General features: G+C 37.0%; 14 protein-coding genes. 6 read left to right on the forward strand and 8 right to left on the reverse strand.

Translation table 11 applies throughout. The features are described from left to right. Window positions 1–77 precede the first annotated feature (77 nt). From ACODR7_RS04590 to ACODR7_RS04610, 5 genes are all read left to right on the forward strand, one after another. The gene (locus tag ACODR7_RS04590; RefSeq protein ID WP_488837648.1) at window positions 78–1,565 is read left to right on the forward strand and encodes a catalase; all 1,488 of its coding nucleotides are present in this window, start codon (window positions 78–80) and stop codon (window positions 1,563–1,565) included. Between the two features lie 105 nt (window positions 1,566–1,670). After that, complete coding sequence (locus ACODR7_RS04595; RefSeq protein ID WP_488837649.1) at window positions 1,671–2,438, forward strand: enoyl-CoA hydratase/isomerase family protein; 768 nt, start codon at window positions 1,671–1,673, stop codon at window positions 2,436–2,438. A 54-nt stretch (window positions 2,439–2,492) separates the two neighbouring features. After that, window positions 2,493–2,915, forward strand: coding sequence for a deoxycytidylate deaminase (locus tag ACODR7_RS04600; RefSeq protein WP_488837651.1), 423 nt, complete (start codon window positions 2,493–2,495; stop codon window positions 2,913–2,915). A 6-nt stretch (window positions 2,916–2,921) separates the two neighbouring features. Further along, window positions 2,922–3,836 carry a site-specific tyrosine recombinase XerD gene (xerD, locus tag ACODR7_RS04605; protein WP_488837652.1) on the forward strand — a complete coding sequence of 305 codons (915 nt, stop codon included), beginning with the start codon at window positions 2,922–2,924 and terminating at the stop codon, window positions 3,834–3,836. Beyond that, window positions 3,833–4,345: an NUDIX hydrolase gene (locus ACODR7_RS04610; protein ID WP_277115483.1), complete on the forward strand. Its 513-nt coding sequence runs from the start codon at window positions 3,833–3,835 to the stop codon at window positions 4,343–4,345. Before xerD ends, ACODR7_RS04610 begins: the two co-directional genes overlap by 4 nt. Window positions 4,346–4,448: 103 nt before the next feature. Here ACODR7_RS04610 and ACODR7_RS04615 read toward each other — a convergent pair whose 3' ends face one another. From ACODR7_RS04615 to ACODR7_RS04650, 8 genes are all read right to left on the reverse strand, one after another. Further along, on the reverse strand, window positions 4,449–4,907 hold the full coding sequence (locus ACODR7_RS04615; RefSeq protein ID WP_488837655.1) for a heme-binding domain-containing protein: 459 nt from the start codon (window positions 4,905–4,907) through the stop codon (window positions 4,449–4,451). Between the two features lie 4 nt (window positions 4,908–4,911). Then, window positions 4,912–6,717, reverse strand: a complete 1,806-nt coding sequence (locus ACODR7_RS04620; protein WP_488837657.1) for an Ig-like domain-containing domain — start codon at window positions 6,715–6,717, stop codon at window positions 4,912–4,914. Between the two features lie 25 nt (window positions 6,718–6,742). After that, window positions 6,743–8,005: a serine hydrolase domain-containing protein gene (locus ACODR7_RS04625; protein ID WP_488837659.1), complete on the reverse strand. Its 1,263-nt coding sequence runs from the start codon at window positions 8,003–8,005 to the stop codon at window positions 6,743–6,745. A gap of 171 nt (window positions 8,006–8,176) precedes the next feature. Beyond that, entirely contained in the window at window positions 8,177–9,106 is a 930-nt protein-coding gene (locus ACODR7_RS04630) for a 2-hydroxyacid dehydrogenase (RefSeq protein WP_488837661.1), read from the reverse strand. A 163-nt stretch (window positions 9,107–9,269) separates the two neighbouring features. Then, on the reverse strand, window positions 9,270–9,812 hold the full coding sequence (locus ACODR7_RS04635) for an acyl-CoA thioesterase (RefSeq protein WP_034692538.1): 543 nt from the start codon (window positions 9,810–9,812) through the stop codon (window positions 9,270–9,272). Then, window positions 9,800–10,552: a hypothetical protein gene (locus tag ACODR7_RS04640; protein ID WP_488837662.1), complete on the reverse strand. Its 753-nt coding sequence runs from the start codon at window positions 10,550–10,552 to the stop codon at window positions 9,800–9,802. The genes ACODR7_RS04635 and ACODR7_RS04640 overlap by 13 nt, the downstream gene beginning before the upstream one ends. 179 nt (window positions 10,553–10,731) lie before the next feature. Beyond that, window positions 10,732–12,849 carry a TonB-dependent receptor gene (locus tag ACODR7_RS04645; protein ID WP_488837664.1) on the reverse strand — a complete coding sequence of 706 codons (2,118 nt, stop codon included), beginning with the start codon at window positions 12,847–12,849 and terminating at the stop codon, window positions 10,732–10,734. Between the two features lie 400 nt (window positions 12,850–13,249). After that, window positions 13,250–14,020 carry a WG repeat-containing protein gene (locus ACODR7_RS04650; RefSeq protein ID WP_488837665.1) on the reverse strand — a complete coding sequence of 257 codons (771 nt, stop codon included), beginning with the start codon at window positions 14,018–14,020 and terminating at the stop codon, window positions 13,250–13,252. A gap of 287 nt (window positions 14,021–14,307) precedes the next feature. Between ACODR7_RS04650 and ACODR7_RS04655 the strand changes: the two genes are divergently transcribed. After that, window positions 14,308–17,091: a bifunctional aconitate hydratase 2/2-methylisocitrate dehydratase gene (locus ACODR7_RS04655; RefSeq protein ID WP_488837667.1), complete on the forward strand. Its 2,784-nt coding sequence runs from the start codon at window positions 14,308–14,310 to the stop codon at window positions 17,089–17,091. Window positions 17,092–17,122 lie beyond the last annotated feature (31 nt).

The raw sequence follows: 17,122 nt of genomic DNA on the forward strand, positions 1-17,122 counted from the left end.
TCAAGTAAATTTGATATTCATTACCTTTACACTTGGATTTAAAAAAAAGAAAAACAATTACAAATCATTATATAGATATGGATTCTAAAAAATTAACGTTAAGTAACGGATCACCTTATTATGAACATCAGGATTCACAGACGGTAGGACCAAGAGGCCCGGTATTGCTGCAGGACTTTATTCTTCAGGAAAATCTTGCGCATTTCGTTAGGGAAAGAATTCCTGAAAGGATTGTGCACGCCAAAGGAAGCGGAGCGTACGGAACTTTCACCGTAACACATGACATCAGCCAGTACACGAAAGCGAAACTGTTTTCAAAAGTAGGGAACTCATGCAGAATGTTTGCAAGATTTTCTACAGTGGGAGGTGAAAAAGGAAGCGCAGATACCGCGAGAGACCCAAGAGGATTTGCCTTAAAATTTTATACCGAAGACGGGAACTGGGATCTTGTAGGAAATAATACTCCCGTATTCTTTATTAAGGATGCAAAAAAATTTCCGGATTTTATTCATACTCAGAAAAGAGTTCCGAAAACCAATTTAAAAAGCGCCACAATGATGTGGGATTTCTGGAGCTTAAACCCTGAATCACTTCATCAGGTTCTTATATTAATGTCAGACAGAGGAACTCCGTATGGCTACAGACATATGCATGGTTTCGGATCTCATACTTTCTCTATGATCAATGATAAAGATGAAAGAGTATGGGTGAAATTCCATTTTAAAACCAAGCAGGGAGTAAAAAACTTTACAGATGAAGAAGCAGTAAAAATGGCCGGAGAAAACCCGGACTTTGCACAGGAAGATCTTTGCAATGCTATTGAAAATGGCAACTTCCCGAAATGGACATTATATATACAAGTAATGACGGAGGAACAGGCAAAAGACTTCAGATGGAATCCGTTTGATGTAACCAAAGTATGGTTCCATGATGACTTTCCTCTGATTGAGGTAGGAGAAATGGAACTGAACGAAGTACCCGTAAATTATTTTGCCCACGTGGAACAGTCTACTTTTTCACCAAGCAGCTTAATTAACGGAATTAGCTTCTCACCGGACAAAATGCTGCAGGGAAGGTTATTCTCCTATCCTGATGCTCACCGTTACAGAGTGGGAGTTAACGCTCATCAGCTGGAAGTAAACAGATGTCCTTTTGCGGTGAACAATTACCAAAGAGATGGTTTTATGGCAGACTCAAGTCACTATCAGGACAAACCGAATTACCACCCGAACAGTTTTGATGACATCAAGCCGGATTCATCTTATAAGAACTACGAATATGAGCTAGACAGTGCTCATGTTGCCAGTTACAACAGAAATGATAACGACAGTGATCACTATACTCAACCGGGACTTTTATATTCAAAAGCAATGAATGCAGAGGACAGAGATCATTTGATCAAAAATATTGTAGGCAGCATGAATGGTATTACAGGGCCGAAAAGAGATGAGATTATCAACCGACAGCTATGTCACTTTTTCCGTGCTAACATTGAACTTGGCATGAAAGTGGCATCTCAACTAAACGTCAATATTGATGCAAATATGATGAATCATTCCAAATAATCATTTTGAATGATAAATTAAAAAAAAGGAAAAAAAAATAATATTTTTTCCTTTTTTTTGTAAAAAATTCATAATTTGCAAAGGATGATATTTTAAAGTGGAAAAATGAGTTACGAGAACATATTATTAAAAAAAGAAGATAAATTATCTATTATTACCATAAATAGACCTGAAAGTTTAAATGCTTTGAATGCAAAAACAATTCAGGAAATGAGTACCGCGCTTGATGAGCTTAACGCTGACACTTCATGCAGAGTAATTATTCTTACCGGAAGTGGCGAAAAATCTTTTGTAGCGGGAGCTGATATCAAGGAATTCAGTGACTTCGGGCAGGAAAAAGCTGAAGAACTTGCAAGAAACGGACAAAATATATTGTTCAACAAAATTGAAAACATGTCTAAACCTGTCATAGCAGCCGTAAATGGTTTTGCATTAGGAGGAGGTTTAGAGCTTGCCATGGCATGCCACATCAGATATGCATCAGAGAATGCCAGATTAGGACTTCCTGAAGTAACTCTTGGATTAATTCCGGGATATGGAGGAACCCAGAGGCTTCCAAAGCTTGTAGGAAAAGGTATTGCCAATGAAATGATCTTCTCTGCCAAAATGATCCCTGCTCAAAAAGCAAAAGAGATCGGACTGGTGAATGAAGTATACCCTATTGAAGAATTATTAACTAAAACAAAAGAATTAGCAAACACGATTGCCCATAATTCACCAATGGCAATATCCAAGGCTATAAACGCCGTGAATTTATCTGACACGGAGAAAGGTTTTGAAACTGAAATCAAATGTTTCGGAGAACTTTTTGAAATGGAAGATAAGAAAGAAGGAGTTACCGCGTTTCTAGAGAAGAGAAAGCCCAACTTCTAAATCTTTCTAAAAGATTTTAATCCAAATTATTTCGAAAAAAAACAATGCTGCGGTATGAATAAGTTTGATAAAGCTTATCTAAAAATGGCTCAGGAATGGGCAAAACTCTCCTACTGTAAGAGAAAACAGGTGGGAGCTCTTATCGTAAAAGATAGGATGATTATTTCAGATGGTTACAACGGAACTCCTTCGGGATTTGAAAACTGCTGTGAAGATGGAGAAGGAAAAACACACTGGTACGTATTGCATGCGGAGGCCAACGCTATATTAAAGCTGGCTGGCTCTACCCAATCTGCAAAAGGAGCAACGTTATATTTAACGCTCTCTCCCTGTAAAGAATGTAGCAAACTGATTCTTCAGGCAGGGATTACGAGACTGGTGTATATTAATGAGTATTCGGATGACGATGGAATATCGTTTCTGAGAAACCATAACATTGAAATAGAACAAATATCGGACTGTGAACTAAAAAAATAAGCACAAATGACTTGGGATGAAAAGATCAAAGATTTTGAAATATTTCTTCGTTTTGAAAGAAATTTTTCAGAAAACACACTCGACGCCTACGTTCGGGACATTAAGAAATTAAAAGATTACGCAGAAGAGGATCTGGAAAACGTCGGTCCAGACTCCATCGGTTACGAAAACCTGCAGGAATACATTTTCAATCTTTCCAAACAGAAATTCAGTGAGAGATCACAAGCAAGATGGATATCTTCCATTAAAGCTTTCTTTAAATTTCTGCTTGAAGATGAATATCGTGAAGACAATCCTGCGGCGTTACTTGAAGGCCCTAAACTGGGATTATATTTACCTGATACATTAAGCCTCACTGATATCAACAAAATTATTGCGGCTATTGAGGTTAATACAGATATCGGAAAAAGAAACCACTCCATTATAGAGGTACTATATGGGTGTGGACTTCGTGTTTCTGAACTGATAGATCTTAAGATCTCCAATATCAACTTTAAAGAACAATACATCAAGGTACACGGAAAAGGAAACAAAACCCGTTTTGTCCCTTTAGCTGATTATACCGCAGATATGCTTGAAAGTTATATCAAAGAGGTACGTTCTAAAGGTAAGGTCAATAAAAAGTATGAAGATACTCTGTTTTTGAACAGCCGTGGGACATCTATGTCCAGAGTAATCGTATTTCTTATTATTAAAGAACTTACAGATAAAGCTGGGGTTAACAAAAAAATATCACCACACACCTTCAGACATTCATTTGCGACCCATTTATTACAGAATGGAGCAGATTTACGTTATATTCAGGAGATGCTGGGACATTCCAGTATTACAACAACGGAGATCTATACACACCTGAAAACGGAAGAATTAAGGGATGTTATTTTGAGTTATCACCCGAGAAATATTAATATTACTCAATGAAACTATTGAAATATTGCCCAAGCTGTGGCAAAGAGTCCTTACACTGGGATGGTGAAAAGAAATGGAGCTGTCCGGAATGTGGTTTTACTTTGTACAATAATGTGGCGGGCGCTGTAGCGGTTGTCATCAGATGTGGAGACGAAATTTATCTTACCAGAAGAAACAGAGATCCTAAAAAAGGGAAACTGGATCTTGCGGGAGGATTTGTCGACCCTAAAGAAAGTGCGGAAGAAACCTGTAAAAGAGAACTTTTTGAAGAACTTCAGCTTGATATCGATATTTCTAATCTGAAATACCTTACGAGCCTTCCCAACATCTATCAATACAAAGAAATTGATTACAATACAATTGATCTCTTTTATGAATACAATGTTTCGGAAAAGTTTGAGGTAAGTCTTGAAATCTCCGAGATCTCGGAAGCAGTCTGGATTCCTTTACGGGATCTGGATCTTGAAGATATCGCTTTCGATTCTCAGAAGAGATTTTTCGAGAGCTATGTAAAGAAATAATTTTTGTAAAATATTCTCCCGTAGATTTTGCATGTTAAGCAGATTGTATAACACAATTATCTGCCTGATTTCCAAAATCTGCGGGAGTTTTTTATGATAGAAACTAATACGTTTTAGTCTTCAGCATTTCTACAAAATACTGAATCAGCAATGCTCTTTCTGCTTCTGAAAGATTAGCTTCCTTATGATAAACAATATAACCGGGCATCGGCATTGTTTTGTTCTGAATGGTCTGAATGGATTTAGTCAACATATTCTCCTTCAAATCCTTATTATAATTTCCCCAGGTAGAAAAATTAAGATGTTCTCTGCCTTCATTCACATGGCTTTTTACGGACCATGAAATGGGTGCTATAAATGCATATTTCGGATAAACCGTTTCATTGGAGTGACAGTCATAACAGGCATTTTTAAGCAGTGTTCTGATCTTTTCCGGCGAATTCCTTGTATCCACAAAGTTCACCTTCCTATCCACAGGCTGATTGGTTCTATCGATAGGAAAGAACTGAATCAGGGCAAATGCCACCAGCGTCCAGAATACTATTTTTTTAGTCATCTTCATCTGCTTACTTGGCTGGAGTTAAAACCGCATTATCCGATTTGAATTCTTTTTTCTGCACTTGCTTCGTTGTTACAGATTGAGCAGACACAGGCGTTTCTGATGGAGAAGAAGTGGAAGATGCCGGAGCAGGCGTTGTTACAGTTGGAGATTTCGGACTATCAAGAGTTCTGGTATCCTTCAGATCCCAATCCTCTCTTGTTTCCCATAAACCTCTGACAATAACCTTCTTATAGAAAATATAGGCATCTTCAGCAAAAATATCATTCGCAAAATCGGCTTCATCCCAGTATTTATTCCCATTATTATCCACCAGAATTCTCACAATATATTCTCCCGGCTTAAGGATATCAAATTTCACTTTATCACCTTTTATGTACCTCTGATATGCAACCTTATCTGAAGAATCCAGCAGCTGAATCCAATAATTTGTCTCTGGTGCATTTGAAATGGAGAACTCAACACTTCCAAACTGGTCTATTTTGGCAATATCAAAATCGAAACGCTTAGATTGTGCATTTTTTGCATAGAAAGAAGATATCGTCTCCTTAGGTACAGTAAGCTCGTAACTTTTACCCATCACAAAATCTGACTGAACCTGAATCTGGTATGGATTTGTTTCTGAAATTTTAGCAGTAAATGGTAAGGTTGTTAAACTATCTCCTTTAATCTTCAGTGTCCATTTTGAAGGATCTATTTTATCAACAATATAGTTGGAAGATATTTTAAAATCTGACTTCGGAGCTAATGATTCACCTCCATTATCACTGTTGATGTCCATTGCATTCTTTTTATTGTATCTGTAAAATAAAGATACACTGTAAGCACTGTCTTTTTTCGGACCTCTATTATGGGTGAAGATCAGCTTTTCATTTGCTTCCTGCCCTACATTATCTTTTACGGCATCAAACCAGATTCTTACAGAGTCTGATTTCGGATTGTGTGTTATCTTGACATCCTTTAATTTCTCGTTCAGCGACTGAACTTTTACATCATCAGGATTTCCTTCAAATGTCATCAAAACTCCTCCTGCAATTTCCTTCATTTCCTGATATTTCACAGGTTTTTTGGAAGGATACACCTTTAGATTCAGTCCTGAAATAGATTTCTCAAAATGGATCGGATCTTTCTGAAATCCTACTTTCTCTTTTCCCGGATCATACATAGAGTTTCCATTCTCGTCTTCAAAAGCAATAATTTTATATTTTCCAGGGGTAAGATAGTTTAATTCGTAATATCCATCTTCATCTACCTTAGTGATGTAGTAAGGCTTTTTCTTGTAATCCATTGTATCTTTTACCTGATACAATCCTACCACAAGTTTATTTTCAGTTGATGTAGTTCCTGTTTTCTTTTTAGTATCCAGTGCATCCCTTATTTCACCGCTGATATAAAGGTCATCCAGTTTATCTCCTGTAGAAAAAGCAAAATTGAAATACTTTAATATATTGGATTCATTATTATCAACAATTGAGTTTCCAAAATTGAAGTTATAGGTTGTATTAGCCTGAAGGGTATCTGACCATTGAATCAGAACAAATTTATTGGCAATATTGGAGGGAAGAATCCTCGTTATCCCTTTGATAGGAGGTGAAATAATCAGGTTCTTATTGATATCCTTCAATGTCACATATTCATCAAAATCCAGACGGAGTTCACGAATATCTCTTTTGACATTAATTCTTGTTGTATCAATGTTTGAGCTTAAAAACTTCGGTGCCAGGGTATCTTTAGGCCCACCAACAGGCGATCCTACTCTCGCACATGAATGTACAAGAAAACAGATAACGAATAATAAAAGAAACCTTTTCATGAAAATGTTTAGGCAAAAGTAAACATTATTCTCCAAAAACTTCCTGTCCGGAATTCAAAGTATCTTTATTGTCATGCATAACGGTATGAAGCTTCTCCTTCTGCAAAGGGAAATCCTCAAATAATCCGGATAATGCAAGAGCTGTATATACTTTGTTTGAGTATTTATTTCCAATAGCTACAATGGTAACCTTAGATTTTAAAAGGTGGGCAAATACAGAGTTGGTACCATGCCACCATCCGTTGTGATAAGTAAGCTTTTCACCGTTATCGAATATTTTCATTCTGAATCCCAATCCATAATTATTCATTCCTGCTTTTTCATTACTATAAGGAGTGAATACCATCTGCATGAGTTCCGGCTTCAGGAAATCTTTCGAAAACATGGCTTTTGAGAAATTGTATAGATCTCTCGGCGTGGTGTACACATTTTTATCTCCATAAATAAGATCAAGCCTGTCTAAAGGATAGAGCTTATTTCCTCCATAATAAAAAGACTGTGATGCTGTTGGAATATCTTTTTCCTGAAAGATGTAAGTATTATTCATTTTCAATGGTGTGAAAACCATTTCTTTCATCGCCTGTGGAAAAGGAGTTCGGGTCACTTTCTCAATTAATAAGGCCAATAAAGCAAAGTTCGTATTGCAATACATAAATCCAGTATCCGTATCTCTTGCCAGATCAGGTTTATATTTAATGATCATGTTCAATACATCCTCATTCGTAATAAATGGCTTGGAAAGTTCTGCCGGAGCAGGTTGTATCCTGGTAATAAAATATTCATATTTTGGAAGACCGCTTCTTTGATCCAATAAAGTCTGAACGGTAACATTCGGATAGGGAAACCCCGGAAAAAACTGAGTAAGGTGATCAGTCAGTTTTATTTTCCCGGCTTCTATCAGCTTCATCATGGCCATTGCCGTTAAAGTCTTCGAAACTGAAGCAACATGTAAAGGTGTATTTTTATCGATAGGCATCTGGTTTCCTTCTCTTCCGAAACCTCTGTAATTTTCATACAGGATTTCATCACCTTTGGCAACAAGAATCCCCCCGCTAAGATCTCCTGCTTCCCATATTTTTTTGTAATACTGATCTATATAGCTAACGGTAGTTTGTCTGTTCAGGAGCTGCCCATCTCCTTTTGTGAAAATATCACCCAGATCTACATTTCCATAGTTGGGCAGGTTGGTTGTATTTTCTGCTGAAACTTCTTTAGCTTCAGCCTTTTTTTTACATGAAAATATCGATAAAAGAACAGTTAAGATAAGTACAAAATTACGCGTCGTCATGAGATTCAAAAATGAGCGGCAATTTAATAAAACTCAAAATAAATAATAAATATGAGGTGGATATTATGAATAATTTAACATAAATGAGTGAAAAGAACAAAAATATGAAAGGGCAAATTCACACTTGTGTAATTCTTTTTTTCACTCTTTATATAACTTCGTAATCCAGCCTTAGCAATAAGATGCTACAATTTTATCTACAATAAACTGAGCCAGCTTTTCTTTGCTCTGATGCGTCCATCCGGCAATATGGGGCGTGACAATCGCTTTCTCTGATTCCAGAAGATATTTTAAATCTTCATTTTCTGATTCAATGTTCTCGAAAGAAGACTTTTCATATTCCAAAACATCCAGACAAGCACCTTTCACCTTTCCTGATTTCAATCCTTCTACTAAACTTTTAGTTTCAACATTCTTTCCTCTTGCTGTATTCACGAAATAAAAGTCATTTTCCATTTCCTGAATGAATGTTTTATCAATAAGGTAATGAGTTTCTGACGTCAGTGGAATGTGTAAACTTAGAACCTCAGAAGATTGTTTTAATTCCTGCAATGAAACCTGTGTTGCATATTCATCTGAAAGACCAGGAAGTATATCATGGAAAATCACCTTACATCCGAATCCTGAAAGTCTTTTCGCAGTAGCTTTTCCCATATTTCCATATCCGATAAGCCCTACTGTTTTTCCCAACAATTCATCTCCTCTGTTTTCTTCACGCTTCCAGATCGCGTTTTTCACTTCCTGGGAAGCAATAAAAAGTCTGTTCATGATCACCAGAAGCATCCCCACAACGTGTTCTGCCACAGAATCTCTGTTTCCCTCCGGAGAATTAATCAGCTGAATTCCCAGTTTTTCAGCAACAGGAATGTCAATATTTTCCATTCCGGCCCCTACTCTTGCAATGAACTTCAGGTTTTTACCTTTTTCCAGAAAATTCTGATCTAATGGAATACGGCTTCTGATGATGATTCCGTCATAATTTTCAATTTTCTCACAAACCTCATCATAAGTTGACGTGAAATCCTCTTCCAATATAAAGTTCTTAGCAAGCAGCTGATCAGTGATAAGAGGATGATTTTTATCTAAAAGAAGTATTTTCATTTTTTATAAATGATTTTAGAGATAGGAACAGATTCCTAAATGATTACAATTTTATTCTACCGCAAAGTTCGCAAATTTCTGAAAAAACAAATGCTTTTAAGCTCGCAAAGGCGTTAGCACTCAGCAAAGTTTAAAAGCATTTTTATTGATAAAGTATATAAGCTTACTTTTTATCTTTCTTAGATTCCTGTGGTTCCTGGAATAACTTTTTAAGCTCTACAGATTCCAATGGTTTCATTCTTCCGGAAAGGATTAATGAAAGTTCTTTTCTACGGAATGCCGCTGCAAATCTTTCTTTCTCTTCCTCTGTTTCAGGAATCATTTCAGGAATAGGAATCGGACGGTTGAACTCATCCACCGCAACGAAAGTATAAATCCCAGCATTCGTATGAATCTTCTTCTGATTAATCGGGTCATCCAACCACACATCTACATACACTTCCATGGAAGTAGAGAATGCTCTAGAAACTTTGGATTCCAATACCACGACTCCTCCTTCCGGAATCGGATGGTTAAAAGATACATGGTTTACAGAAGCCGTTACTACTCTTCTCTCACAGTGTCTTGCTGCTGAAATAGACGCACAACGGTCCATTTTTGCCAGAAGTTCACCCCCGAAAAGGTTTCTTAAAGAGTTGGTTTCGTTCGGAAGAACGATATTGGTCATAATAGTCAGAGATTCTGACGCTTTTTTTATTTTTGCCATCTAGTCTTAGTGTTGTTTGGAACGGCCGGAGCAGTTTTCATTTCTTTTCCGACAGGTTTTACTAATGAATCTTTTTTCAAAGAATCCGAAACGGGTGTTTCCGGGGTATGTACCATCACTTTCACAGTATCTTTTACAATTCTGTGGGTAGAAGTTTGTACAGAAACATTATTGAAAGATTTTTTTCCAAAAAGAAATTCCTGCTGGGTAAACGCCAGGTATACAATTCCAAGAACCGGAATAACCAGAAGGAAAATCCAAAGAATTGTTTTTTTGAATTTAAAATCCTTTTCGCGATTCACTGTGGTATTCACTTTTTCTCCGTTATTGATATCTGAAAATCTGATTTCTTCCAATCCATAAAAGTCCGGACGTCCGGATTCTATTCTTTTTCCCTTGAAATGAGTATGCCCTTCTTCAATAAAGACGGTTCCAAGGTTTTGAATTTCAAGAACCTGTTCGGCCTGAAGTTTTTTCTTCCAAAAATCAGTCTGAATTTTAAGATCGCTTCTTGAAGCTTCCAGAGACATCTGTTTTTGTTCTGCAATAAAAGCAGTAAGGTCTTCAGTCCGTACTTCATAATCTATTGCAAATTCAATCTGACTGGCCGGAGGTAAGATGCTTCCGTTTTCAGAATTAATAATTGCCTTAGAATTTTTCAGTGAAAACACCCCAAAGCCTGGAACTGTGGCAGTTCCAAATTGTTTTAAGTATTCTAAAATATATGCTGAAATATTCATTTGGCAGCAAATTTATAACTTTTTCGGGACTTTTTGTAATATTTAACGGATATAAAAAAGACTGCCGGAGCTGCCTTTTAATTATTCTGTATTAAAACAGATATACCGTTGTTCAAACTGCTTTTTTTAAGCTTAAAAAGATCAAATCTGCTAAAAAGCAAAAAAGATATATTGGTCAATTATTGAATTTTCCAGCTTACTCCAAACATAAAGTTTGTTCCTGCCTGTGAAAAATAGTAAGGCTGTCCTTCATAAACAGAACCATTGTTGACGTATTTTTTATTGAACAGGTTATTCACCAATAGCTTTAATGCAATTTCGTTATTAGCAATTTTAAATTGGTATTGAGCATTGAAATCTGTCAGGAAATAATCTTTAAGCTGCAGATTGGCATCCTCTGTGTTATCCAGATATTGTTTTCCAACATACTGATTCATTAAAGCAAACTGGAAGTTTTTGGTAGGATTGAATCTCAGGCTTAGATTGGCAATTACATTCGGAGAAAATGAAATCTGGGTATTTCCAAGGCTTTTAGCCACATCACCATTCTGAATATTGAAATCCTGGTTTCTGTTCTGGCTTAAGGTTACATTTCCTGAAACCTCCCATTGTTGGGATAGTTTCGCCAAAGCACCTACCTCAATCCCTCTTCTGTAGCTCTTTCCTGAGTTGGTTCTGATAAATGCTCCTACGTTATTAAGCTCTCCATTCAAAACCAATTGATTCACATAATACATATAATAAACATTCGCTGTCAAAGAAACAATTCCGAACTGTTTTTCAAAACCGGCTTCAATGTCATGAAGTTTTTCAGCTTTCACATCATTATTGGCCATCAGATCATCTCTGTTAGGCTCACGGTGAGCATGAGCGTAGGAAAGGAATATTTTACCTCCGTCAATTTTGTAATTTACTCCGGCTTTTGGATTAAAAAACAGCCAGTTTTTACTTAAATCTGCTCCTTCACCATCACCAGCCGTCAGAATCTTTGTGTTGTAATTGATTTTTCTGAGCTGCAAATCACCAAAGAATTCAAAATTATCCAATCTTAGTAAAGCTTTTGCAAAACCAGACACCTCATTCTTTACAGAGCGGTTTCTGTAGTATTCACTTTCATCAATCTGAGGAAAAAATACTCCTGTTACATTTCCATAGTGTCTTCCGTAATACTGATTGACCACAGCACCAAAGTTCAGATCAAGATTTTCAAATTTCCCGTAAAGCGTTGAAACCATTCCGTAGAAATCGTTGTTCAGCCATTTTTTTCTGATAAAGTCTGAATATTTTACCGTTTGTCCTCCTTCTGTTATATTGGGAAGGTTATATCTTGAAAAAGGGTCTCCCTGCTTGTAATTTTCGTAATATCCTTTTCCTTTTGTATAGTGAAATGTGGTTTCAAGGTTCCAGCGGTCGCTGAATTTTTGTTCCCACAGCAACTGATAATGATTCTGTCTGTAGTTATCCGTTTCATTATCATAGAAACTTACAATATTCTCCCAATTGGCATCATAGATCGCTCCGGAAATATTGAATTTCGGATCGGTTTCCCAGGTTTTACGGTCAATCCCGTTCCATGCCTGATAGGTTTTCTCTTTTCCACCAAAAGCCATTAAACGCAGCTTTGTATTTCCTTCTTCAAATAAAGCAGTGAAATTATAAGAATGCAAATTGGATGAAGCTCTGTCTATATAGCCATCAGAGTGAATATGGGTATATCTTCCCATTACAGAAAGCCTGTTTTTCCAGAACTTCCCCGAGCCTATTTCAGCTGAATATTTATAAGTATTAAATGATCCGTAGCTATCGTCCGTTTTAAAATAAAACTTCTCTTCCGGATCTTTAGAAAGTACATTAATACTAGCTCCGAAGGCAGAAACTCCGTTATTGGAAGTTCCTACTCCTCTCTGGATGACAATCTGTGACGCAGAACTTGTCAAATCCGGAACGTTGACAAAAAAGGTTCCCTGGCTTTCAGAGTCGTTATATGGAACACCATTCATCATAACATTGATGGCACTTCCCGAAACACCACGGATTCTGAAACCTGTATATCCTACTCCATTTCCGGCATCAGAAGTAGAAATAATGGAGGTTTGGTTTTTCAAAAGAATAGGAAGATCCTGTCCCAGATTTTTACTGTCCAGATCTTTCTGTACATTGATAATTTCCTTTGCAACCGGAAGTCTTTTGGTAAAGCTGACGGCTTCAATTTCTCTGACCTTTAATGAATCTTTATTCTGAGCCTGTATAAAAGATGCAGCTCCTATGGTAAGTCCTAAAAAAAATAATCCTTTCATTCTATAAATCTTTAACATTTAATGAATAAAAGGGGTGATTACGAGATAATTGACAAATAGCAAATGATAATGAATGTTTATCGATCATTTATCGCTAATCATCTATCAATTATTTAAATGGTTCCCTAAACAGCATTACCTGTTCCAGGTTCATTGGGTATAATCTCAGCCTGTTAAAGCACCCCTTTATTTCAGCCGCAAAATTACAAAAAATATATGAATTGGAATTCAGGTTTCGAGATGCAGGATAGTGGGTTACGAGGTGCGAGATTCGGGGTGTTAGGTTGCGGGTTACGCAATGGAAAAAATACTACGAAAACAGGAGCTATCAAATGAATCATTCATCATTCATCATTCATCATTCATCATTCATCATTCATCATTCATCATTAATAATTATTTAGTAAGTTTTGTTGTTGGCGTCGATATAGTAGTAATTCGAGCCGTCTTTTGTCACTTCAAACATCTTCCCCAGTTTCCAGCTGAAATTTCGTTTAATATTGGAATATTCAAACGGAATGATAATCCTGTTATTAACATCAATGATTCCAAATTTATCATTATTGGAAGCTACAATCATTGGATTAGCGACATCATCACCTTCAAGAATGAACAGATACTGATATTGAGGATAGATCTGGAATTGTCTGTAATCTGCTGCATTTACAAATTTTGATTTTTCAATGATTCCGTAAAAACCATTGAGGATGTAAGCCTGAAATAGCTGTTGTTTATATTCTTCGAATTTACATTTTCCAAAATCTGTTTCTTTGAACTGATATACTCTCTTCCCAGACTGATCTATACGGTAAGAAATCATATTTTTCTCTACCGTGGCATAGTCTTTTGTTCCAAATTTTCTCACTTTTTCATTAGGTGAATTCAGAAGGTTGCAGTCTTCATAAAAAAATACGGCAATATGATATTCCGGCTGAATAATAAATTTCCCGTTCTGATTGACATACCCGAACTGATCTCCTCTCTTCTTGGGAATCAAAACAGGAAGATCTTTATTAATCACTACCAGATCAGCATTAGGTTTGCTGGCTGAAAGTGTTTTTTTAACGGTAGTTTTCGTTCCTTTTTTCGCTGGATTTTTCTTCACAGATTGGGTCTGTGAGAAAACGAAAATCGAAATGAAAACACATAAAACATTCAGGATATTTTTCATATTCTCCATTTGGGTTCAAAAATACGACCAAAAATAGATATTATAAAAATCATATTTATAAAGAATCTAAATAATTTAATTCTTATAAAATTGTAAAATTTCGTAATTTTGGGAACATTTTGAATTGTTTGATAATTTTAAAAAACTTTTGAAAAAGTGTAGATTATGCTGACTTTATTCGGTTAATGTTGCATCAAAATGCGAGAACTCAAAATGTCATTAATTGTATTTATACACACCGGTAAAGAAAAAGCAGGCCTACCTTTAATTTTGAAAGACCTTCTATTATGAGTATTTATAAGGATTACATCAAAGAGATTGAAGAAAGAAAAACCCAGGGGCTTCATCCAAAGCCAATTGATGGTGCTGAATTACTAAGCGAAATCATTAAGCAAATTAAAGATTCAGGTAATGCTGACCGAACCGATTCTCTTCAATTTTTCATTTATAACACACTACCCGGAACAACAAGTGCAGCGGGAGTAAAAGCCAAATTTTTAAAAGAAATTATTCTGGGTGAATCCGTAGTAGAAGAAATTTCCCCGGCTTTCGCCTTTGAACTATTGTCTCATATGAAAGGCGGACCTTCCATTGAGGTGCTGCTGGACCTTGCTTTAGGTAGTGATGCAGCTATTGCTCAAGAAGCTGCCAATGTTCTTAAAACTCAGGTTTTCCTTTATGAAGCAGATACTAACCGTCTGAAAGAAGCATTCAACAGCGGTAACGAAATTGCAAAAGAAATCATTGAAAGCTACGCTAAAGCTGAATTCTTCACTAAACTTCCTGAAGTGGCTGAAGAAATCAAAGTAGTTACCTATATCGCTGGTGAAGGAGACATCTCTACAGATTTACTTTCTCCGGGTAACCAGGCTCACTCAAGATCAGACCGTGAACTTCACGGTAAATGTATGATCACTCCTGAGGCTCAGGAAGAGATCAAAGCTTTACAGGCAAAACATCCTGATGCAAGCGTTATGCTTATCGCAGAAAAAGGAACAATGGGGGTAGGCTCATCAAGAATGTCCGGAGTAAACAACGTTGCACTTTGGACAGGAAAGCAGGCTAGTCCATATGTGCCATTCGTAAACATTGCTCCAATTGTAGGAGGAACAAACGGTATTTCTCCAATCTTCCTTACTACAGTAGACGTTACCGGAGGTATTGGTATCGACCTTAAAAACTGGGTAAAGAAAGTTGACGAAAACGGAAATCCAATTCGTAACGAAAATGGAGACATCGTTCTTGAAGAAGCATATTCAGTAGCAACAGGAACTGTTTTAACGATTAATACAAAAGAAAAGAAATTATATAACGGCGACAAAGAATTGATCGACCTTACCAAATCTTTCACTCCGCAAAAGATGGAATTCATCAAAGCGGGAGGATCTTACGCGATTGTATTTGGTAAGAAACTGCAGACATTTGCCGCTCAGCTTTTAGGAGTTGAGGCGCCAGCAGTTTTTGCTCCTTCAAAAGAAATTTCTCATGAAGGACAGGGACTTACCGCTGTAGAAAAGATTTTCAACAGAAATGCTGTTGGAACTACACCAGGAAAAGTTCTGCACGCCGGATCAGACGTTCGTGTAAAAGTTAATATCGTAGGTTCACAGGATACCACAGGTCTTATGACTGCCCAGGAGCTTGAATCTATGGCTGCAACTGTAATCTCCCCTACTGTAGACGGAGCTTACCAGTCAGGATGTCACACGGCTTCAGTTTGGGATAAAAAAGCTCAGGCAAACATTCCTAAGCTAATGAAGTTCATGAACGAGTTCGGTCTGATTACAGCCCGCGATCCGAAAGGTGAATACCACGCAATGACTGACGTTATCCACAAAGTTCTTAACGACATCACTGTAGACGAGTGGGCTATCATTATTGGTGGAGATTCTCACACAAGAATGTCTAAAGGAGTAGCTTTCGGAGCTGACTCTGGAACTGTGGCTCTTGCATTAGCTACCGGTGAAGCATCAATGCCGATTCCTGAATCTGTAAAAGTAACCTTCAAAGGAAACATGAAAGAACACATGGATTTCCGTGATGTGGTTCATGCTACACAGGCTCAGATGTTGAAGCAGTTTGGAGGAGAAAACGTATTCCAGGGTAGAATCATTGAGGTTCACATCGGTACACTTCCTGCTGACCAGGCATTTACCTTTACAGACTGGACTGCCGAAATGAAAGCAAAAGCTTCTATCAACATTTCTGAAGATAATACACTGATTGAATCACTGGAAATTGCAAAAGGCAGAATCCAGATCATGATCGACAAGGGAATGGATAACCACAATAAAGTTCTTCAGGGATTAATTGACAAAGCAAACAAGAGAATCGAAGAAATCAGATCAGGGGAAAAACCTGCTTTAACTCCGGATTCAAACGCTAAATATTATGCTGAAGTAGTTGTAGATCTTGATGTAATCGTAGAACCTATGATTGCTGACCCGGATGTAAACAACGAAGATGTATCTAAGAGATATACTCACGATACCATCAGAGATCTTTCTTACTATGGAGGTGAGAAAAAAGTAGACCTTGGTTTCGTAGGATCTTGTATGGTTCACAAAGGAGACCTTAAGATTGTTTCTCAAATGCTTAGAAATATTGAAAAGCAACAAGGTAAGGTAGAATTTAGCGCCCCTCTTGTCGTAGCTGCTCCTACTTACAACATCATTGATGAATTAAAGGCAGAAGGAGACTGGGAATTATTAGAAAAATATTCAGCTTTTGAATTTGATGATAACGCTCCAAAAGGAGAAGCTCGTGTTGAATACAAAAACGTAATGTATCTTGAGCGTCCTGGATGCAACCTTTGTATGGGTAACCAGGAAAAAGCAGCTAAAGGAGATACTGTTTTAGCTACTTCTACGCGTCTTTTCCAGGGAAGAGTAGTGGAAGATTCTGAACGTAAAAAAGGAGAATCTCTGCTTGCTTCAACTCCGGTTGTTGTTCTTTCTGCAATCATCGGAAGAATTCCTAGTATTGAGGAGTACAAAGCTGCTGTTGAGGGAATTGACCTTACTACTTTTGTTCCTTCTATTAAAGAATTAACAAGTACAAGCGCTCACTAAGAGAATAACAAATACGTCGAAAGACCTATTG

The sequence above is a fragment of the Chryseobacterium sp. FG46 genome (assembly GCF_057809135.1).